Annotated in this window: 16 protein-coding genes and 1 riboswitch; of the genes, 7 read left to right on the top strand and 9 right to left on the bottom strand. The window is 63.7% G+C overall.

Features of this window, described 5'->3' with window-relative positions; all coding sequences use genetic code 11:
- The first annotated feature begins 287 nt into the window (after positions 1–287).
- Both D0Y60_RS08330 and D0Y60_RS08325 read left to right on the top strand, forming a co-directional pair.
- Positions 288–1040 carry a TlyA family RNA methyltransferase gene (locus D0Y60_RS08330; protein ID WP_117368727.1) on the top strand — a complete coding sequence of 251 codons (753 nt, stop codon included), beginning with the start codon at positions 288–290 and terminating at the stop codon, positions 1038–1040.
- Positions 1037–2290, top strand: coding sequence for a class I SAM-dependent RNA methyltransferase (locus D0Y60_RS08325; protein WP_117368725.1), 1254 nt, complete (start codon positions 1037–1039; stop codon positions 2288–2290). Before D0Y60_RS08330 ends, D0Y60_RS08325 begins: the two co-directional genes overlap by 4 nt.
- A 16-nt stretch (positions 2291–2306) precedes the next feature.
- On the opposite strand, the gene D0Y60_RS08320 is transcribed toward D0Y60_RS08325, so the two are convergent.
- The 5 genes from D0Y60_RS08320 to D0Y60_RS08300 form a co-directional block, all read right to left on the bottom strand.
- Entirely contained in the window at positions 2307–3065 is a 759-nt protein-coding gene (locus tag D0Y60_RS08320; protein ID WP_117368723.1) for an SDR family oxidoreductase, read from the bottom strand.
- Positions 3066–3187: 122 nt separating this feature from the next.
- On the bottom strand, positions 3188–5281 hold the full coding sequence (locus tag D0Y60_RS08315) for a methyl-accepting chemotaxis protein (protein ID WP_117368721.1): 2094 nt from the start codon (positions 5279–5281) through the stop codon (positions 3188–3190).
- Positions 5282–5468: 187 nt separating this feature from the next.
- The gene (locus D0Y60_RS08310; protein ID WP_117368719.1) at positions 5469–6224 is read right to left on the bottom strand and encodes a crotonase/enoyl-CoA hydratase family protein; all 756 of its coding nucleotides are present in this window, start codon (positions 6222–6224) and stop codon (positions 5469–5471) included.
- Between the two features lie 10 nt (positions 6225–6234).
- Positions 6235–8007 (bottom strand): acyl-CoA dehydrogenase, encoded by a 1773-nt coding sequence (locus D0Y60_RS08305; protein ID WP_117368717.1) that lies wholly within the window; start codon positions 8005–8007, stop codon positions 6235–6237.
- A 188-nt stretch (positions 8008–8195) separates the two neighbouring features.
- Positions 8196–8720 carry a BA14K family protein gene (locus tag D0Y60_RS08300; protein WP_199564127.1) on the bottom strand — a complete coding sequence of 175 codons (525 nt, stop codon included), beginning with the start codon at positions 8718–8720 and terminating at the stop codon, positions 8196–8198.
- A gap of 173 nt (positions 8721–8893) precedes the next feature.
- Between D0Y60_RS08300 and D0Y60_RS08295 the strand changes: the two genes are divergently transcribed.
- A complete protein-coding gene (locus D0Y60_RS08295; RefSeq protein ID WP_245409125.1) occupies positions 8894–9988 on the top strand; it encodes a GH25 family lysozyme in 1095 nt (364 codons plus the stop codon).
- A gap of 43 nt (positions 9989–10031) precedes the next feature.
- On the opposite strand, the gene D0Y60_RS08290 is transcribed toward D0Y60_RS08295, so the two are convergent.
- Positions 10032–11135: a hybrid-cluster NAD(P)-dependent oxidoreductase gene (locus D0Y60_RS08290; protein ID WP_117368713.1), complete on the bottom strand. Its 1104-nt coding sequence runs from the start codon at positions 11133–11135 to the stop codon at positions 10032–10034.
- A gap of 1 nt (position 11136) precedes the next feature.
- A complete protein-coding gene (locus D0Y60_RS08285; protein ID WP_117368711.1) occupies positions 11137–12378 on the bottom strand; it encodes an aromatic ring-hydroxylating dioxygenase subunit alpha in 1242 nt (413 codons plus the stop codon).
- Positions 12379–12481: 103 nt separating this feature from the next.
- Positions 12482–12691, bottom strand: a riboswitch (cobalamin riboswitch).
- Positions 12692–13044: 353 nt separating this feature from the next.
- Here D0Y60_RS08285 and D0Y60_RS08280 point away from each other — a divergent pair.
- Both D0Y60_RS08280 and D0Y60_RS08275 read left to right on the top strand, forming a co-directional pair.
- A complete protein-coding gene (locus D0Y60_RS08280; protein ID WP_117369665.1) occupies positions 13045–13620 on the top strand; it encodes a DUF6656 family protein in 576 nt (191 codons plus the stop codon).
- 50 nt (positions 13621–13670) lie between these two features.
- Entirely contained in the window at positions 13671–13985 is a 315-nt protein-coding gene (locus tag D0Y60_RS08275) for a hypothetical protein (RefSeq protein ID WP_117368709.1), read from the top strand.
- A gap of 41 nt (positions 13986–14026) precedes the next feature.
- Here the strand turns inward: D0Y60_RS08275 and D0Y60_RS08270 are convergent, their stop codons facing one another.
- Complete coding sequence (locus D0Y60_RS08270) at positions 14027–15076, bottom strand: diguanylate cyclase (RefSeq protein WP_117368707.1); 1050 nt, start codon at positions 15074–15076, stop codon at positions 14027–14029.
- A gap of 157 nt (positions 15077–15233) precedes the next feature.
- Here D0Y60_RS08270 and D0Y60_RS08265 point away from each other — a divergent pair, with 157 nt between their 5' ends.
- Entirely contained in the window at positions 15234–16208 is a 975-nt protein-coding gene (locus D0Y60_RS08265; RefSeq protein ID WP_117368705.1) for an L-threonylcarbamoyladenylate synthase, read from the top strand.
- Between the two features lie 16 nt (positions 16209–16224).
- Positions 16225–17655 (top strand): FAD-binding oxidoreductase, encoded by a 1431-nt coding sequence (locus D0Y60_RS08260; RefSeq protein ID WP_117369663.1) that lies wholly within the window; start codon positions 16225–16227, stop codon positions 17653–17655.
- Between the two features lie 3 nt (positions 17656–17658).
- On the opposite strand, the gene D0Y60_RS08255 is transcribed toward D0Y60_RS08260, so the two are convergent.
- Positions 17659–19980 carry a DUF1217 domain-containing protein gene (locus D0Y60_RS08255; protein WP_117368703.1) on the bottom strand — a complete coding sequence of 774 codons (2322 nt, stop codon included), beginning with the start codon at positions 19978–19980 and terminating at the stop codon, positions 17659–17661.
- Positions 19981–19998 lie beyond the last annotated feature (18 nt).

The raw sequence follows: 19998 nt of genomic DNA, 5'->3' as shown, positions 1-19998 counted from the left end.
GCCATCAGGCCGATCCGGTGGGACAGACGTAGGGTCATGGATGCTCCTTGCGCCCGTTCCCGACGGGTCGCCATTGCTGAAAACCTTTGGAAGCGCTCCGTCCGCACATGGAGCCAAATGCCGGTCACATCCCGGTTATCCTTAACGAACGGTGATTGTCATAATTTAAGAAAGAATGAATATGACATAGTGTTTCTTTGGGGGCTCGCCATTCCGGCAGAGACCATATGAGGAGGTTTGACGGCGACGGGGCTTGCCACCCGCCCCATGAGGCGTCATGAGAGGCGATGTCCCGACCTATCGAAACCATCCGCCTCGACCAGCTCCTGCTGAATGCCGGCCTCGTTGCCAGCCGCTCCCGCGCGCGCGACGCCATTTCGCGCGGCACCGTGCGCGTCAACGGCCGCACCGTTACCAAGCCGAGCTCGACCTTTCCCGCCAATGTGAAGATCGAGATCGACGACCCCGCCCAGGCCTATGTGTCACGCGCCGCGCTGAAGCTGAAGGCCGCACTCGATGAATTCGGCCTCGACCCCGCCGGGCTCGACTGTCTGGATATCGGCGCCTCCACCGGCGGTTTTACCGATGTGCTGCTGGAGCGCGGCGCAAACCACGTCATCGCCGTCGATGTCGGCCATGACCAGTTGCATCCCCGGCTTCGCGAAGACGAGCGCATTACCAATTACGAGGGCCTGAATGCCCGCGTCCTCGACGAGGACCATCTTGAGGATCGCGAGATCGGCGTCGTCGTTTCCGACGTCTCCTTCATCTCGCTGAAACTCGCCTTGCCCCCGGCGCTCGGCTTTGCTGAACCCGGCGCCTTCTGCGTCCTGCTCGTCAAGCCGCAATTCGAGGCGGGCCGCGAGGCGATCAGCAAGGCCGGCCTGCTGAAGGATCCGGAGAGCGCGCCGGCCGTCGCCGCGGAGCTCGAACGCTGGCTTGTGGAAGACATGGGCTGGCAGAGCCTCGGCCTCATCCCCTCGCCGATTGCCGGTGGTGACGGCAATGTCGAGTTCCTGCTCGGAGGTCGCAAGCCATGACGACGGAAACCCTCACCATCGCGCGGCTCGGCAGTGGCGGCGACGGCATTGCGGAAACGACCGGCGGTCCGGTCTACGTGCCCTTCACGCTGCCCGGCGAAGTCGTCGCCGTGGCGCGCGTGAAGAACCACGGCACGGTCATGTCGATGTCCGAGGCCTCGCCCGAGCGGGTAACGCCGCCCTGCGTGCACTTCGGCCCCGACGGCAAGAACGGCACCTGCGGCGGCTGCACGCTGCAGCATGCCAGCGATGCGCTCTATCATGACTTCAAGCGCAACCTCGTCGTCCAGGCGCTGAAATCCAAGGGTCTTACGGCCGAGGTCGCGCCGCTCGTCATCGCCCGGCCCGGCGAACGCCGCCGCGTCGTCTTCACCCTGCGCAGGACGGAAAAGGACATGCTGGTCGGCTTCAGTCAGGCCGGCAGCCACCACATCGTCTCCATCGATCACTGTCCGATTTCCAGCGACGGCATCATCGGAAGACTCGAGGCGATCCGCCGCGTCGCCGCGGCCATCGCCACCTCGGCGGAACCGTTCCGCGTCACGGTGCTGGAAACACTCGGTGGCCTCGACCTCGCCTTCGAAGGCGTCAAGAAGGTCGGCGATAAACAGCGCCGCGCCGTCACCGAGACCGTGCTTGCGCTGCGCGCCGGCATCAACCGCGTTTCCAGCGACGGCGAGATCGTCATCGAGCCGCAGAAGCCGGAGATCGAGTTTTCCGGCGTGCGCGTCTCGCCGCCCGCCGGCGGCTTTACCCAGGCGACGAAGCCCGCCGAGGATGCCATGGCCGAGATCGTGCTGACGGCGCTCGGCAAGGCCAAGCGCGTCGCCGATCTCTTCGCCGGTTCCGGCACCTTCGCGCTCAGGATCGCCCGCCAGGCCAAGGTACATGCCGTCGAGGGTGACGAAAAGGCGCTGAAGGCGCTGGATTTCGCCGCGCGCAACACGCAGGGCCTCAAGCCTGTCACGGTGGAGCGGCGCGATCTGTTCCGCCGCCCGCTGATGGCCTCCGAGCTCAAGGTCTATGACGCCGTGGTCTTCGATCCGCCCCGCGCAGGTGCGGAGGACCAGTGCAAGGAGCTCGCCCGCTCCGGCGTGAAGACGGTTATCGCAGTCTCGTGCAACCCGATCAGCCTCGCTCGCGACCTCGCAATTCTGACGGCCGCCGGCTACCGCATCCGCCTCGTCACGCCGGTTGATCAGTTCCTGTGGTCGGCACATGTGGAAGCGGTGGTGGTGTTGGAGAAGTAAGCGACCGCAACCCGGCTCAGCGTATCTGCGTGGGAAACACCCCGCCATCATCCGCATCCAGCACGATGGAGAGCGAGATGTTGCGCGGGCGCGTGACGGCGAACAGGACGGCTTCCACCACATCCCGGTTGGTGGCGCGCGCACTCTTGACCCGGCCGGGCGCCTCGGCCCATGCCGGTTCGCCCGGCTGAATGTCGTCCAGATCGGGCGGGTGCAGGATGATCGAGCGGACCGGCGTTCCCGCCAGCATTTGCCGCAGTCCCTCGGCAATCGCCGTCTGGCCCCGCTTGGCGGCGTAGAAGGGAACGGAAACGCCATCGAGCAAGCCGTTCGGAAGGCCGCTGACCGAGCCGATGGTCACGATGTCCGGGTTGGCGGAGCGCCGGAGCAGCGGCAGAAGGCCTTGAGTCAGCAGGAACGTCCCGGTGACGGCGGAGTTTATGACACCGAGGACCTCCTCGGCCGTATGCGGCTCATCGCGCGCCTCCAGCCACATCGCGCCGTTGTTGATAAGCAGGTCGATGTGCTCGTGTGCGCCGACGATCGCCTCGATTGCCCGCCGCACGCTTGCGCTCTCGGCAAGATCGACGGCGATGCAGGCGGGACGGCGCCCTGTGGCTTCCGCAATCCCGTCCGCCACCTTTTCAAGTGCGGCAAGGGTACGGCCGCACAGGACGATCGTGCATCCTGCCTCGGCCAACGACGTGGCAAGCGCCGCACCCAACCCACGGCCGGCGCCCGTGATGACGACCGTTCGCCCGCTCAATTCAACCATTCTTCGCATCCTCGTCTGTGCAATGTGCAACCAAGCTATATCCGGTCAGGCTGCAACCGAGAATGCCAAAACAAAAAGGCCCGGGAGCGACCCCGGGCCTTTTCTTCAGCTGAAGCTGCCAATCAGGCTGCGCGGCGCGCCGGGTTGACGGCGTAGGTTGCTCCCCCCTGCCCGAGGCGGAACTGGGCGAGCAGCGCATTGAGGGCTGCGGCTTCCGACGCGAGGCCGTGGCTGGCGGCGGTCTGTTCTTCCACCATCGCGGCGTTCTGCTGGGTGCCCTGGTCCATGGTATTGACGGCCGTGTTGATCTCCTGAAGGCCGGTCGACTGCTCGCGGGCGGCAAGCACGATGGCGTTCACGTGGCCGTTGATCTCCTGCACTTCGCGCACGATGGCTTCCAGCGCCGCACCGGTCTCGTCGACCAGCGACACGCCGGAGCGGACCTGTTCGCCTGACGTGGTGATCAGCGCCTTGATCTCCTTGGCCGCATTGGCCGAACGCTGGGCGAGTTCACGGACTTCCTGTGCGACAACCGCAAAGCCCTTGCCGGCTTCACCGGCACGCGCCGCCTCGACGCCGGCATTCAGCGCCAGTAGGTTCGTCTGGAAGGCGATGTCGTCAATCACGCCGATGATGTTGGAGATCTCGTGCGAGGACTTTTCGATGCCCTGCATCGCCGAGACGGCGCGGCGCACGACCTCACCCGACCTCTCGGCACCGGCGCGGGTGCGCGAGACGAGCGAGCCGACTTCCTCGGCCCGGCGGGTCGAGTCCTTGACGGTCGTCGTGATCTCTTCCAGTGCGGCGGCGGTTTCTTCCACCGAGGCGGCCTGTTGCTCGGTGCGGCGGGCGAGATCGTCGGCGGCCGAGCGGATTTCGGTCGCGCCGGCATCGATGGCGCGGGCGTTCTGGCCGACCGTCGTCATCGCCGTGTGCAGCTTGGTGACGGAGTGATTGAAGTCGTCGCGCAGGCGGTCGAGATGGCCGGCGAAGGGTTTTTCGATGCGATGGGCGAGATCGCCCTCGGCAAGGCGGCCGAGACCATCGGCGAGCGCGTCGACCGCATGCTGGATTTCGGCAGCGTCGCGCGCTTTCATGGCCTCGCGCTCGCGGCGCTCGCTTTCGGACAGCACGCGGCCCTCTTCTGCGGCGTTTTCGAGGCGGGTGCGCTCGATGGCATTGTCGCGGAACACGGCGACGGCGGCGGCCATCTGGCCGATCTCGTCCCTGCGCTCCTGGCCGGGGATTTCCGTGCGCACGTCACCCGAAGCGAGCTTCTGCATGGCCGAGGTCATGTCCTTGACCGGACGCACGACGAGTCGTGACAGCACGGTGGCGAGGAAGCCCATCATCAGCACGACGGCGAGGATGGTCGCGATCGTCGCGGCGATGCGGAACTGATCGATGGCAGAAAACGCCATGCCGCGGTCAATGGTGAAACCAAGATACCATTCCACCGACGGCAGACCGGTGACCGGGACGAAGGAGACGAGCACCGGCGCGCCGGCATAGGTCGTCTGCATCACGCCTTCGCCGATGGCGGGCGTCTCCTGCGGGAAGGCATCGGCCAGCGTCTTGGTGACGAGCGCCTTGTCCTGATGCACGAGAATCTGGCCGTTCTTGCTGACGAGGAAGGCAAAGCCCTGGCCGCCGAGATCGACAGAATTGACCATGTCGACGAGGGACTTCAGCGAGAAATCGCTGCCGGCGACGCCCAGCACCTTGCCATCCTTCTTGACGGGTGTGGCGGCGCTGATGATCAACTCATTGGTCGATGCATCGATATAGGGCTCTGTCAGCACGCTGCCATTCGCCTTCACCGCATCCTGATACCACGGGCGCTGGCGCGGGTCGTAGCCTTCGGGCATGGCTGACTGCGGCCACATGGTGAAGGTGCCGGCCTCGTCGCCGACATAGGTGGTCATGAACTGGCCGACGAGCACATCGTTCTGCAACACGGCGGTGATGCCTGCCGGATCGGCGGCCTTGCCGGCGGCGTTCGCCGCCGTCTCGGTCAGCATGACGCGGGCATTCAGCCAGTTGGCGATGCTCTGCGCCGCCTGCTTGCCGGAGCTGTCAATGCTCTCCTCGACGGATTTCGTCAGCACGCTGCGCTGCAGGCTGTCGATGTAGAGGGAGAAACCGGTGAACGCGGCGATGACGACGAGCGACGCGACGACGAGAATGCGCGTCATGAGATTGGAGCGCTTGGACATGGGGCGCGATGTTCCCTAGGAGGCACTCGCCGAAGACGGCGGGAGCGCGATGCTGAACGGCATGCCGGGAAGGCGAAAAACGGACGCATCATGCGACCGCCGGCAAAGAGGCCGGAGAATGGCCGCACCCTAGGAAAACGTGTTTAAGGCACTGTTAAAATTGATAGACCACAAATCGCAAGATGGATCACCGCCGCGCCATGAAGGCCTCGAAGGCGGCGCGGGCCTCCGGGCTTTTCAGCTGGGCGGCGAAATATCCCGCTTCCTCGTCGATGCGCGCCGCGACGTCCGCGCGATCACCACGGATGAGGCTGCGGGCAATAGCGAGTGCCTTCGGCGGCTTGGCGGCGAGGCGCTTTGCGGCGGCGAGCGTCTGCTCCTCCACGACGCCCGGCTCAACGACGGCGTAGACGAGGCCCGCATCGCGCGCGGCGATGGCGGAAAAGCCGTCGCCGGCCGCGAGCAGCGCGAAGGCGCGCTGGTGACCCATCAGGCGTGGGGCGAGCAGGCTGGAAGCCGCCTCGGGCACCAGGGCCAGATCGACAAAGGGTGTGCGAAATTCCGTACGGATCGAGGCATAGGTCAGGTCGCAGTGCAAATGGATTGTCGTGCCGATGCCGATCGCCAAGCCATCAACGCCAGAAACGAGCGGCTTGGTGTGGGCAGCGAGCGCATGCAGGAAATCGATCACCTCGCGGCCCATCGTGCCGCCCATGGCGAATGCCATGAAGTCGTTGAGGTCGTTGCCGGCAGAAAAGCAGCCTTCGGAGCCAAGGAAGACGGTGGCGCGCACGCTCTCGTCCGCATCGCCCGCCCGCAGCGCATCCGTCATCGCCTGATACATGGCGCGCGTGAGGGCGTTCTTCTTCTCCACGCGGTTGAGGCGGATCACCTGCACGCCGGGGGCGCTTTCCCGGCGCTCTATCAGGATATGGTCGGTCATGCTCTTCTCCTCAGCCGAGAGCCGCGCGGGCCGCCGCAAGGCTTGCGGCACCGTTGATGACGCGATCCTTCAGCGCCGCAGTCTCGCCGATGATGTTTTCCGCGGAAAAGCGGCAGAGTGCTGCGCGTTCGCCGTTGCGGCCGTCGCCGCCATCGGCCAGCGCGCCTTTGGCGAGATAGGCGCCGGTCAGGACGAGACCGAAAAGACGCTGGTAGGGCGTGGCACCCGCAAGGGCCTCCGCCTGCTTTCCCTCGGCCAGCGTAGCGAGGAGCCAGTCGGTGGCGGATTCGAGATCGGCGATGCTGGCTTCGAGGCGCGCGCCGGTTTCGCCGAGTTCCGGAGTGTTGGCCGCACGCGCCTTGGCGGCGATATCGCGCAGTTCCGCGATGAAGCCCCTGATATGGTTGCCATCCGACTGCGGCAGCTTGCGCGTCACGAGGTCGATCGCCTGGATGCCGTTGGTGCCCTCGTAGATGGGGGCGATGCGGGCGTCGCGATACAGACGCGCCGCACCGGTTTCTTCGATGAAGCCCATACCGCCGTGCACCTGAACGCCAAGCGAGGAAACATCGACGCCGGCATCGGTGGCGAAGCTTTTCGCAATGGGGGTGAGCAGGCTGGCGCGCTCGGCCCAATGTTTTGCGTCGTCGCCATGCGCCATGTCGATGGCATGCGCGCAGGCATAGGTGATGGCGCGCGCGCCCTGGGTCAGCACCCTCATGGTCAGCAGCATGCGGGCGACATCCGGGTGCTCGATGATCGGGCTCATGCCGGAACCCTGCCAGCCCGGCGCCTTGCCCTGCGTGCGCTCTTTCGCATAGGCAATTGCCTTCTGCATGGCTGCCTCGGCAATCGCCACGCCCTGCATGCCGACAGCAAGGCGGGCATTGTTCATCATGGTGAACATGCAGGCGAGGCCGCGATTTTCCTCGCCGACCAGCCAGCCGATGGCGCCCGGTTCGTCGCCAAAGCGGCCGTCGCCGTAGATCATCGTACAGGTCGGGGAACCGTGGATGCCAAGCTTGTGCTCGATGGAATGGCAATGCACATCGTTGCGCGGGCCAAGCGAGCCGTCCGCATTGACGAGGAATTTCGGCACGAGGAACAGCGAGATGCCGCGCGTGCCGGCCGGCGCATCCGGCAGGCGGGCGAGCACGAGATGCACGATATTGTTTGTAAAATCATGCTCGCCATAGGTGATGAAGATCTTCTGGCCGAACAGGCGATACGTGCCGTCGTCGCGGCGCTCGGCACGTGTCTTCATCACGCCGAGATCCGAGCCGGCATGCGGCTCGGTGAGGTTCATCGAGCCCATCCATTCGCCGGAGACCATTTTGGGCAGATAGGTCGTCTTGAGATGATCGGAACCGTGCGTGGTCAGCGCCTCAATGGCGCCGATTGTAAGCGTCGGGCCGATCGCGAAGGCCATCGAGCCGCTGTTCCACATTTCGAGTGCTGCGACATGCAGCATATGGGGAAGCCCCTGCCCGCCGAAATCCGGTGCTGCGGTCAGCGAGTTCCAGCCGCCTTCTGCCCAGGCCTTGTAAAGCGCGGGCCAGCCGTCCGGCATTTTCACCACGCCATCGATGAAGCGGGCGCCCTGCTTGTCGCCGATCTCGGCGAGCGGGGCGACCTCCTCGGTGGCGAAACGTCCGGCTTCGGACAGGATGGCCTCGACGAGGTCGTCCGTGAGGTCGCCGAGACGGCCGTCCTCCAGCGCGGGCGCAAGCCCCGCGACATGTTTCAGCGTGAAGGCAATCTCCTCGACCGGCGCCTTGTACATCATTATCCTCCTGCGACCGCCCTTCGGGACTCGACCCGGTGGCCCTGTGTCTGCCAGGCAGATTATTGATTTTTACGTAAACGTCAATCTTGCCGCAGCCGTCGCATACGAAAACAGGCCACCGGGTTGGCGGACCGGGTGGCCTGTTTTGTGTGCCGGGGGACCATCCGGCACGCTCTTGTTAGAGATCACCTATAGGGCGACACGCACTGCCGGCGCGGCCCGCCATAGGGCTGATAGGTGTTGTCGTAGGCGCGATACGAACGATAGCGATTAGCGCACCAGTTCACATGCGAACCTCCACCGACATAACCGCGATCGTTGGCAATGGCACCGCCGATGATGGCACCGGCGCCGAAGGCAGCCAGCGGGAACCAGTAGCCATTGTGGTGGCGATAACCCGGTCGGGCATAGCGGTAGCCGCGATGACCGCGATACCAGCCGTGGCGATAGCCGCGGTCACCGCGCCAGTGGCGCTCACGCCGATCGGCGCGCCAATGGCGATTACCGCGCTCACCACGGCGCTCACGCCAAACACGCGGGCCATCCCAGCCTTCGCGCCATTCATTGTTGCGGACGAGCTGGACGTTACCCTCTCCACCCGTTGCCTGCATCTTAGCGGGTGCGAAGGGCATCGCGCCAGCCGGAACGACCGGCGTGAAGGCAAAGAGCGCCGACATCGCGACGGCAAAACATTTTCCTGAAAATTTCATGACTGCTCTCCCAAAAGCGCCGCCTCTTGGAAGAAGATGCGGCAGTTTCGCATAAGAACGTAGCTTACGATTGTTTGTTCCGACCGGCAGAAAAAACTGTGTTAGCGGAGCATTAACCATATCCACGCACCATGTCCGTTCGCGGAGGACCGGGGATCGAACAGGAGCGTCCATTGCATCAGAAGTATCTTTCCGGCCTCGCCGCCCTCCTCTTTTCAGCGGCCCTGCCCCTTTCCGCCGGGGCGGCCACCGTCGAACCGTGGAAGAAAACGAACAACGCCATCGTCATCGATGCCTATGAGCTGAACGAGATCGACTGGTCGGAAATGCTCTCCGACACGCGCATCGCTGGCTTCATCTCCAAGGCCTCCGACGGCCTGCCGGAAAGCTATAGCTGCAAGGGCGAGCACAGCGGCGACACCGTCGCCCACTGCAAGACCATGTGGCGCAAATACGCCGTCAGCCGCGAGCTCTACGAAACGCGCCGCCTCCTGGCGCGCGCCAAGGGCCTGCTCTGGGGTGCCTATCATCTTGCCCGCCCCGGCAATCCGATCGACCAGGCCAACCATTTCCTCGACTATGCCAATCCGCAGGACGACGAGATGATGGTGCTCGATATCGAGGGCATCGATCCCGACAATTACATGTCGCTCGAGGATGCCCAGATCTTCGCCGGCCATATCAAGACGCGCACCGGGCGTTATCCGGTGCTTTACACGAACCATTCCACCGCCCGCACCATCGCGCTCAACCGCGATAAGTACCGCATCCTCTCGCGCCTGCCGCTCTGGTACGCCCGCTACAAGCCAGGCATCGAGGGCGCGTTCCCGATGGGCAACTGGGACAATTACGCGCTCTGGCAGTTTTCCGCCGGCGTCAATTGCTCCAAGCGCCGCTGCCCCTACCGCGTGAAGGGGGCGGAAAACGACATTGACGTCAATGTCGCGCCGATGAGTAAGACGGACCTCGCCAAGACCTGGGCCTTTGGCAGCCTTTTGCCGGAAAAGCCGCAAGAGCCGCTCGACACGATGCTTACGGCCTCCATTCCGACCGGCGGCTCCTTCCAGGCAACCGTGAAAGCCGAAGCCGCCGCCGGCACCGGCGCGCAGACGGCAGGTGCCGTCACGCTCGCCGCGAGCACGGCGTCCTCGTTCCCCCTTACCGTCACCGCCGAAGTGCGGGCCGGCATCATGGCACACGGAACGGCCAGCACCACGCTCGGACGCCGCATGGTCGAGGTGACGCCGCTGAACTATCAGGATTTCTGAGCGCCATTACCGCCGGCGCAGCGTGGCTGCACCGGCGCATCCTTCACGCCTCGATCTGCACGTCGCCGATGGGCCGCGAGCAGCAGGCGAGGATGTAGCCTTCCTCGATTTCGTCGTCGAGAATGCCGCCATTGTGGTGCATCTCCACCTCTCCCGAGACCTTCATGACGCGGCATGTGCCGCAGAGGCCGCCCTCGCAGGCGGCGCCGATGCGCACGCCGGCGGCGCGGGCGGTCTGCAGGATCGTCTGGCCGGGGGGGCATTGGGCGTCCTTCCCGGCCATGGTGAAGGTGACGGTTGAGACGGCGTTAGCGTCGACCGCCTGCTCGCCCGCACCGGCGCGGATGGCGATCGCCTCCGGAGCGGGCGCATTGGCGGGCTGGAAGCTTTCCTCGTGGTAGCGGTTCATGTCGAAGCCGCAGACCTTCAGCATGTCCTTGACCCCGCGCATGAACGGTTCGGGGCCGCAGCAGAATACGGTGCGCTCGCGGAAATCGGGCGCGAGCAGCGAGAGGCGGGCGGCATCGATACGGCCGCGCAGGCCGTGCCACCCGTCACGCGGATTGTGGCCTTCCACGACGAAGCCGAGCGCGAGGTTCGGCATCTGGGCGGCGAGACATTCGAGTTCCGGCTTGAACAGCAGGTCCTCGGGCTTGCGGGCGCAAGAGACGAAGGCGACGTTGGATTGCGGCGCGCAATCCGCCATCCAACGCGTCATCGACATCATCGGCGTCACACCGGAGCCCGCCGAGATGAACAGGTACTTTTCCGCCGGATAGCGCACGAAGGAGAAATCGCCGAGCGGGCCGAAGGCCCTCAGCGTCATGCCAGGGCGCAGATGATCGAACATCCAGCGCGTTCCGATAGAGTTCTTCTGCGCCTTAACCGTCACGGCGACGGAGAACGGCCGCGAGGGTGTCGAGGAGAGCGTATAGGTGCGCATCACCGGCTCGTCTTCCGACACCGGCAGTTCCAGTGTGACGAACTGGCCCGGCAGATAGCGGAACCAGTTCTTCTCATCGGAACGGAAGGTGAAGGTCATCACGTCGGCCGTTTCCACGGTGGCGGCGATGCATTCGAGCAGGTTGTGGCGATCGTGCCAGGGGTGAAGTTCGTCGAAGTGACGGAATTGGCTCGCAATCGTCATGTCAGGCCACCCGCGACATCGGTTTCTTGTTGTCCAGCCGATCGATCATGAAGTTCGAATACCATTCGACGAACTGCATGACACCACCCTCGTCCTCCGGCGAATAGGGGCCGGGCTGGTAGGCCGGCGAGCGGATGCCGAAGGCGTTTTCCTCGACGATCTGGCGATCCTGATCGTTGGTCTCGGTCCAGACATGAGTGAGCTCGTCGAGCCGGTAATCGACGCCCTCGACGGCATCCTTGTTGACCAGCCACTTGGTCGTGACCTGCGTCAGTTCCGGGCCGAGCGGCAGAACGCGGAAGGTGATGGCGTGGTCGGCCAGCACATGGTTCCAGGTCGTCGGATAATGGAAGAGCAGCAGCGTGCCGATGCCGCTTTCCAGTACATCATTCGACAGCGGGCGCTGGACGGCGCGCGCGCCGGACATGGTGTAGCTTTCGGCATCCTGGATGAGCGGCATGCGGGCGGCACGGAACTGGCCGGTCGGCGACATGCGGAACTCGCTCGGCAGGCCGGCGGCCTCGCATTTCGCCCAATGCGCGGCGATGACAGGATCATCCTTGGCGCCCTGCACACCCGTGGCGGTAGGCGCCTCCGGATAGGTGCGGCAGAGTTCGGGATGGTTGGCGGCGCAGTGATAGCACTCGCGGTTGTTTTCCCAGACGAGCTTCCAGTTGCCCTTCTCGATGATCGTGCTTTCGAAGGCGACCTTGGTTTCGCCGAGACGGTGGCGGGCAAGATAGGGTTCGGCGGTGGCGCGGAAGGCGGAGAAATCCGGTGCGTCATCGGCAAGGCAGATGAAGATGTAGCCGCCGAGGGTTTCGCAATGGATCGGCTTCAGGCTGTGCTGCGTCCTGTCGAAATCCTCCGCCATGTGGCGGGCGAAGAGCAGCGAGCCGTCCAGTTCGTAGGTCCACTGGTGATAGGGACAGACGAGCTTGGCCGAGGTGCCCTTGTGCTGGGTGCAGACGCGCGAGCCGCGGTGGCGGCAGGAATTGTGCAGCGCGCGGACCGCGCCCGAGCGGTCACGGGTGATAACGACCGGATAATCGCCGACCTGAACGGTGAAATAATTGCCGGCCTTCGGGATTTCGCAGTCATGGCCGATGAACAGCCAGTCGCGATACCAGATCGTCTCCATGTCGAGCTTATAAAGGTCGGGGTCGATGTAGAAGGCCTGTTCGAGGCTGTGGCCTTCACGCCGGTTCTTGAGCTTGCGGAGCACGTCGCTGCGGATATCCATGGCAATCCTCATAAGTCCAGTTAGGGATGAGGCGCACGGAGGAGACGGCATCCGGGCGTGAAAACGCCCGGCGTGCACGCTTCCCGGCCGCCCGCCGCAGCCAGTCACGATCTTTTCTCCAGGCTGGTTTCCGGGCTGAGGAGTGGTCATGCAGGACGAAGCCTGCGACCGATGCGGCGCCTTCCCAGACTTCCGTCCAGTGGCTTTTTGCCGCTTTTTCTCCAACACCGTTGCGGGGGCAGCGCCGGATTTCAACCGGCTTCCCAATTCTCCGCCCTCCCTAGAAGGCGACACCTTGAGTGTCTTTATCTAACCGCAAGAATCATGGCTCGACATGTCAAAAAACGACGCGTCTTCATGATTTGACGACAGACGAGAAATGAAGGCGGCTTGCCTCCACTGCAATATTTATCGATATATATCAATATAATATGCCTTTTAATCACGCGTATTGGCGCGAGAACAGGCAAGGCGGCGCGTAAAGCGGCACCTTGTCATATTGCGACCATGAAAATCGCCCTGCAAGGTTTGAGGGGGTAAACCGCAAGGAATGCTTAACGGCGTTTCCATAAACTTTCGCCATCAGGGCGTGCGCGCAAAGCGCCGCGCGAACAGGGAGTGCGCGGCGTGCAGCAACAGCAGACGAAGTTTCGCTATTACGATGCCGTGGCCTATAAGCGCGCGAACCCGCCGAAATCCGCCGTGCACACGGAATTCCTGCGCACCGGCCGCATCGACCGCACGCCCGACAACTGGAGCCCAAGCGAGAAACGCTATCTCTCCTATGCCGAGGTGGCCGAACGCACGGGCCGCAAGCTGGAACGCGCCGGCACCGTCACCCATGACCGCATCAACGGTTTTCACCGCTCCATCCATTTTCCGAAGCTGATCTTCCACCGCACGCTCGCAGAGACACCGCATCTCGGCTATTGCCATATCACCGTGGCCAATTCGAGTTTCGCGGATTTCCAGAATGTGCAATGGGCCTTCTACATGGCCAATTTCTTTGCCGAGATCGGCGAGGAAGAGCAGTTCTTCGCCGGCATTTCGAAAAAGCACGGCCGCATGTACTTCGCCGTGGCCATCACGCCGACGGACCATGAAGGTCGTCTCGCGATCGACCGCAAGGTGCGCGGCAACGGCGTTATCTTCCGCACGGATGATCCCAAGCTCGCCATGAAGAACGTGCTGATGCTCGGCGCCCGCAACGAGGCGCTGCGCAAGATCATTCAGGCGCTTTAGTCTGTCGACAGATCGCCATCAGATTTCGAAAGCACGAGACGTCGAACGGCATGTGGACGGCAAATCCCAGATATCTGGTCGAACTTGAAAGGCTTTGGATAAAAAAGTTCGAGCCTGACTGGCCCGATGACTATTTGGATGCCGTGCAAGTGGTCGATTGCATAGTAGACAACGCGCACACCATCAGAAGCGCCACGCTCACGGCTGGGAGCGTGACATTGGCCGCCTCCCAACTCTCGAATGACAAAGACGGTGCGCTCATTGATGTCATACTCTATGAGACAATCGCGGGCGACTTCGGGGAACTCGAGTTTAATCGTGTTGATACGCGGCCCTTGATGGCCATTCCCAAGCCGGACTTATAACGCGCCCGACACGAACCGTGCGGGTTTCCGAGATCGCTTTCTCACGCCCGATACAGCATCCATTCCTTGCCCGCCGGCACCTCGTCGCCGCGGCCGTAGATGACGATCTGGTCGCCGCCGGAGGCCTTCGCCTCCAGAAGCGCCCGCTCGCAGGCCGAGGAGAGGTCCAGCGCACTGTCGGCGCGATCCGACATGCAGACCCCGGCCGACAGCGTGAGATGGCCGAGATTGCGGTTGGTGCGCGGGTCGCGCAGCGCCACCGTCTGGAAGGCGGCGCGCAGGAGGTCGATCAGCCGCTCCACCTCCCCTTCATCAGCCGTGTTGAATAGGAAGCCGAAGCGCAAGCCATCGAAGCGTACGGCAAGGTCGTTCGTCGGGAAGGCCTGGCGGATGAGGCCGCCGTAGAAGGTCACGAGATGATCGGACAGAGCCTCGATCTGGGCCGGTGAGAAGCGGCGTTCGGCATCCACCTCCGCCACCACGACGCCGCAGAGCATCGGCAGATTGGGGTTCGAATAGACTCGGGCGAGCGCCTTGTTGAAGGCGCGCCGATTGCCGAGCTTGGTCGGCGGATCGACGAACTTCATCGCCTCGAATTCCGCCATCTCCTTCTGGATGCCGTCCATCGTGGCCGATTGCGCGGCGACCTTTTCCGCCATTTCCGCCGTGTGGGTGACACGCAGCTCGGTGGCACGCTGCAAGGCTTCGAGCGAACTGCCGAGCGCCCCGCCGACGCTGCCGATCACCTGCGAGGCCTCGCCGATCAGGCGGCCATAGTCGTTCAGCGAGGAGCGCTCCTGGCTGAGCAGGTCCATGAAATTGCTCATCTCGTTGCTGATCGCACCCGCGGAGCGCTGCAGCACGCTCGCCTCGTGCTGGTGCGGCAGGTATTTGCGGCCGAGTTCATCGAGCGCGGCCTGGGTCTTGTATTTACCGAGCGCGATGAAGTCGCGTACGAGATCCGGGTTGCTGCCGGCATAGGCCTCGTAGACCAGTTCGTAGTTGCGCGGCAGGCCGTCTATGCCCATCTGCTTCATGGCCGTTGCAACGCGCAAGGCGACGTCGGTGGTCGAGGATTTCCTGTTTGCCATTCAGATGCGGACCTGCTTGCGGGACTTTTCACCGTGACCATAACAGTCCCGTCTTTCGAGCCCTCTAATCCGGCCGTTCGAATTTTAGCCATCCGCCGAACTCTTGGCATTTGCCGGCAAAGCCCTGTAAAGGAAGCGGCAAAGACGGAAGGGCGAAATGGCTGACATCGTTGATACGCGCAGGGATGCGGAGGAAGCGCTGGCGCGCGCCGCCGAAACGCTCGGTCGCGGCGTGCCGGTCGCCATCCCGACCGAGACGGTCTATGGCCTTGCCGCCGACGCCACCAATCCGCTCGCCATCACCCGCATCTATGAAATGAAGGGCCGGCCGCGCTTCAACCCGCTGATCTGCCACATGGCCGATCTTGCCATGTCGGAAAGACATGCCGTTTTCGATCCGCTGTCGCGCAAGATCGCCGAAGCGTTCTGGCCAGGGCCACTGACGCTGATCCTGCCGATCCGACCCGAGAGCGCCATCCATCCGTTGGCGCGGGCCGGGCTTGATACGGTCGGCATCCGCATTCCCAAGGGATTTGCCAGCCGGCTGCTCGCCGTCTTCGGCAAGCCGCTCGCCGCCCCCAGCGCCAACACGTCCGGCCGCATCAGCCCCACCACCGCCCGCCATGTCGCCGACGATTTCGGCTCGAGGCTCGAACTGGTGCTCGATGGCGGGCCGGCAGTGGTCGGGCTCGAGTCGACAATCATCAAGGTCGAGGGCGAGACGATCCGCCTGCTGAGGCCCGGCGGACTGGACGCCGCCGAGATCGAACGCGTCACCGGCCTCACCGTTCAGCGCAACGAGACGGCCGGCGCGACCATCGAGGCGCCCGGGATGCTCGCCTCGCACTATGCGCCGGATGCACCGGTGCGGCTTAATGCAAGCGACGTGCGGCCCGGCGAAGTGCTGATCCGCTTCGGGGGCGCGCCGCTTCCCGGCGAGGCGCAAGCCGCCCTGGTGCTCGACCTCAGCCCGTCCGGCGACCTTGCGGAAGCCGCCGCCAATCTCTTCGGCTATATGAAACAGGCGGACGCCACGGGTGCGGATGCAATCGCCTTCGCACCCATTCCCGCCACCGGCCTCGGCGAGGCGATCAACGACCGTTTGCAGCGGGCCGCCGCCCCGCGCGGATGATATGGAGACGACGACCATGGTTGCCGCAACGCTTTCCCCCGCGCTGATCGCCCGTTTCGCCGCCATCACCGGTCCGGCCCATGCGCTGGTCGAAGACAAGGACATCGCGCCCTATCTCGTCGAAAGCCGAGGGCTCTACCATGGCACCTCGCCGCTGGTGCTGCGGCCCGGCTCGGTGAAGGAGGTCTCGGCGATCCTGGCGCTCGCCACCGAAACCGGCACGGCCATCGTGCCGCAGGGCGGCAATACGGGCCATGTGGGCGGCAGCGTGCCGCGCGAGGGCATGGCGGATGTCGTGCTGTCGCTCTCGCGCCTCAACCGCATCCGCGATGTCGATCCGGTCGGCAATGTCATCGTCGCCGACGGCGGTGCGGTGCTGGCGGACATACAGAAGGCGGCGGAAGAGGTCGACCGGCTCTTCCCACTGTCGCTCGGCTCGGAAGGCACCTGCCAGATCGGCGGCAACCTTTCCACCAATGCCGGCGGCACCGCGGTGCTCGCCTATGGGAATATGCGCCAGCTCTGCCTCGGCCTTGAAGTCGTGCTGCCGACCGGCGAGGTGTGGAACGGCCTGCGCCGCCTTAAGAAAGACAATACCGGCTATGACCTGCGTGATCTCTTCATCGGCGCCGAGGGCTCGCTCGGCGTCATCACCGGAGCGGTGCTAAAGCTCTTTCCGCGCCCGCTCGGCCACGAGGTGGCCTTTGCCGGACTGAAATCCGTCGAGGATGCGCTCGCCCTCTTCGAGCGTGCCGCGAGCCGCTGCGGCGCGGCACTGACCGGCTTCGAGCTGATGCCGCGCCTCGGCGTCGATTTCACCACGCGGCACATTCCCGGCGTGCGCGATCCGCTCGCCACCCGGCATGACTGGTATGTGCTGATCGATATCTCGACGTCGGACGCCGCCGAGACGGCGAGCCGCATGATGGAGGCGCTGCTGGCCGAAGGCATCGAGGCAGGACCGGTCGAGAATGCCGTGATCGCCTCCAGCGAGGAACAGCGCAAGGCGCTCTGGCATATGCGCGAAAGCATGTCGCCGGCGCAGAAGCCGGAGGGCGGCTCGATCAAGCACGACGTCTCCGTGCCGGTCTCCTCCATTCCGGCTTTCATGGCCGAGGCCGATGCGGCCGTGATGGCGGCGATGCCGGGCGCGCGCATCTGTTCCTTCGGCCATATGGGCGACGGCAATATCCACTACAACATCTCGCAGCCCGTCGGCGCCGACAAGGAGGCCTTCCTCGACCGCTGGCGCGAGATGAACCATCTCGTGCACGGCATCGTCCTGAAATACGACGGCTCGATCTCCGCCGAACACGGCATCGGCCAGCTGAAGCGCGATGAGCTGGCGGCGGTGCGCGCGCCGATCGAGATGGACCTGATGCGAAGGGTCAAGCATGCCTTCGACCCGGCCGGCATCATGAACCCCGGCAAGGTCGTCGCGATCTGAACGTTAACCGCCGGTGCGCAGCTGCGCGAGCGACATCATCGTGTCAGCGCTGATTCCGGCGGAGCCGGAGCTGGTCAGCACCGACAAAGCGGGATTGTCGGTGGCCTGGTTGTCGAGGTCGTAGAGCACCGAGAACTTGACGATCATCTTCGAGACCTTTTCCGGGTCCTGCAGGTCTTCGAGCTTCAGGTAGCGCTTGACCATATCGGCCTGGGCGTCGATGTCGGCGCTACCCACTTCGTCCGGCAATTGGAAGAGCGTTTTGAACACCTCGAAGAGCGCGTCATCGGCGAGAACGTCGTAGGCGCTGGAGATCGTGCCGGCCTTGCGCTCGAAATAGAGCGCGAGGCGCACGCCGGCATTGTCGTTGCCCGCCTCCTCTTCCAGCTGCTGGCGCACATAGTTGTCGATCGTCTCGTAGATGCCGCGGCGTGACTGGATCTGCGCGTCATCGGGCTGCTGGACCTTACCCTCGGCATTGAAATTGAACGAGGCGACGATCTTGCGGTAGGCACGGTCGGCCTGCTGGTTGACGAAGCTCTTGGGATCGTCGAGGTCGGAGGCGAAAATCTTCTTCAGGAAGGTGGTATCGACGCTCTTGGGGTCGATATCGTTGGCTTCGAGCACGAAGTTGACGAGGCGCTTGTCGGCCAGCAGCTCATCGACGGATTCGATCTTCTGCATCTGGACGGAGTAATATTTCGCCTCGTCCTGCGCCTTGGTCTTGTCGTCCTCCGTTCCGAAACGGGATTTTTCCACTACATAGGCGCGCGAGGTGACGATGATCTCGGCCTCGGATTGCGCGAGCTTTGGCGCGGTGATGGTGCCCTTCGCATCAAAATTGAACGCCTTGGCAAGCTCGACATAGCGTTCGTCCTTGAGCTGGTACACGTAGCTCTTGGGATCGTTGAGGTCGCTTTTCAGCACATTCTTGATCGTCAGCGCGGAGACCTTCTTCGGATCGAGGCCGAAGGCCTTCAACGCGAAGTCGTACACCGAAGACTCGCCGACGAAGTCCGCCACCGTCTTGACCGCGCTGATCTGGCTCTTGAAGCGCTTGACGGCGGTCGCGTCCGCCTCGTCGTCCTTGTCGTTGTAAGTGTTCATATAGGCGTTGCCGACAGTCGCTGTCTGCGCAGCCGTCTGGGCGGCATCGCCGGCCGCAAGCGTGCCGTCCTCCTGGAAGTTGAAGGCGTTGCGCAGCGCGAAATACGCCGCCTTGTCCTCTCCGCCGAACAGATTGATATAGCTCGACGTGTCGCTCGGATCGGCACTGCTCGTCAGGATGTTGGAAATCGTGGAACTGACGACCGAGAGCTTGTCGAGCCCAAAGGCCGTCTTGACGTAGCTCAGCATGCGAGAATCACTGACAAGCTCGCTCACGCTCGTGACGGAGCCGATCTTCTCCTCGAAATAGGCCCGGTTGAGCAGCGCCGCAGCCGAGGTCACGCGCGGGTTCGAAAGCGTGTAGAGCTCGTTCGTCGCCGCCTTCTGGCTGGCATCCTGAACGCTGCCGGCCGTCGCCGTGCCATCAGGGTTGAAATTATAGGCTTCCGCCAGCGTACGATATTTCTCGACGCCCGTGATGACAGCATTCTGCTTGGTGATCTCGGCCTTCAGCTGGGCAATGCGGGCGGCGTTGGTGGCGTTGTTCGCCAAGGTCGACAATTCGTCCGATGCGGCCTGGATCGCCGCCACGGCCGCCGTCTTCTTCGGCTCGAATTGCGTGTTGAAATAGCTTGCGGGATCGTTGAGATCGCTCGTCAGCACGCCGCGGACCGTCGCGCGCGAATAGGTGTCCGGGTCGATGCCGTAGGACGTGAACATGTAATTGCGCAGACGGTCGTTGTTGAGGAACTGATCAACATTGGTCGTACTGTCGATAACGATATTGTAGTAGCGCGTCTCTTCCTTGATGACGTCGCCGGCATTGTTGGCGGTCGCGGTGTAGAGGCCGATCGTCTCGTCGAGCTGCACTTCGGTCTGCGCGGAGGCGGTCGAATCGGCGAAGCTGAAGGCGGCCGCGAAGTTACGGTAGCGCTCGTCCGTCAGGCTGTTTGCGAAACTCGCGCTGTCCGTCAGGTCGCTGTCCAACACCTTCTTCATAAAGGCCTTGGCGTAGGTCATCTCCTCGAGACCGAAGGCCTTCACCGCGTAGGAATAGAGCCGGTAGTCGCCAAGGAATTCGTCGACCGAGGTGACCTTGCCAATGTTTTCCTTGTAATATTCCGCATCACGGGCGTTGACCGTTTCCGTCGCGGTGCGGTTCAGCGACTTCAACATGTCGTTCGCGATGAGGTTGTAGCTCGTATAGGTCGACAGCATCGAGGCGCTCTTCCTTCG

It is taken from the genome of Shinella sp. WSJ-2 (assembly GCF_003432075.1).
In the GTDB taxonomy this organism is placed as follows: domain Bacteria; phylum Pseudomonadota; class Alphaproteobacteria; order Rhizobiales; family Rhizobiaceae; genus Shinella.
This window is presented reverse-complemented; position numbering and strand designations above follow the sequence as displayed.

Excerpts from the sequence above, each read along its gene's own strand:
- D0Y60_RS08330 (WP_117368727.1), top strand. The coding sequence starts at position 288 with ATGTCCCGACCTATCGAAACCATCCGCCTCGACCAGCTCCTGCTGAAT.
- D0Y60_RS08325 (WP_117368725.1), top strand. The coding sequence starts at position 1,037 with ATGACGACGGAAACCCTCACCATCGCGCGGCTCGGCAGTGGCGGCGAC.
- D0Y60_RS08320 (WP_117368723.1), bottom strand. The coding sequence starts at position 3,065 with ATGGTTGAATTGAGCGGGCGAACGGTCGTCATCACGGGCGCCGGCCGT.
- D0Y60_RS08315 (WP_117368721.1), bottom strand. The coding sequence starts at position 5,281 with ATGTCCAAGCGCTCCAATCTCATGACGCGCATTCTCGTCGTCGCGTCG.
- D0Y60_RS08310 (WP_117368719.1), bottom strand. The coding sequence starts at position 6,224 with ATGACCGACCATATCCTGATAGAGCGCCGGGAAAGCGCCCCCGGCGTG.
- D0Y60_RS08305 (WP_117368717.1), bottom strand. The coding sequence starts at position 8,007 with ATGTACAAGGCGCCGGTCGAGGAGATTGCCTTCACGCTGAAACATGTC.
- D0Y60_RS08300 (WP_199564127.1), bottom strand. The coding sequence starts at position 8,720 with ATGAAATTTTCAGGAAAATGTTTTGCCGTCGCGATGTCGGCGCTCTTT.
- D0Y60_RS08290 (WP_117368713.1), bottom strand. The coding sequence starts at position 11,135 with ATGACGATTGCGAGCCAATTCCGTCACTTCGACGAACTTCACCCCTGG.
- D0Y60_RS08285 (WP_117368711.1), bottom strand. The coding sequence starts at position 12,378 with ATGGATATCCGCAGCGACGTGCTCCGCAAGCTCAAGAACCGGCGTGAA.
- D0Y60_RS08275 (WP_117368709.1), top strand. The coding sequence starts at position 13,671 with ATGTGGACGGCAAATCCCAGATATCTGGTCGAACTTGAAAGGCTTTGG.
- D0Y60_RS08270 (WP_117368707.1), bottom strand. The coding sequence starts at position 15,076 with ATGGCAAACAGGAAATCCTCGACCACCGACGTCGCCTTGCGCGTTGCA.
- D0Y60_RS08265 (WP_117368705.1), top strand. The coding sequence starts at position 15,234 with ATGGCTGACATCGTTGATACGCGCAGGGATGCGGAGGAAGCGCTGGCG.
- D0Y60_RS08260 (WP_117369663.1), top strand. The coding sequence starts at position 16,225 with ATGGTTGCCGCAACGCTTTCCCCCGCGCTGATCGCCCGTTTCGCCGCC.
- D0Y60_RS08255 (WP_117368703.1), bottom strand. The coding sequence starts at position 19,980 with ATGCTGTCGACCTATACGAGCTACAACCTCATCGCGAACGACATGTTG.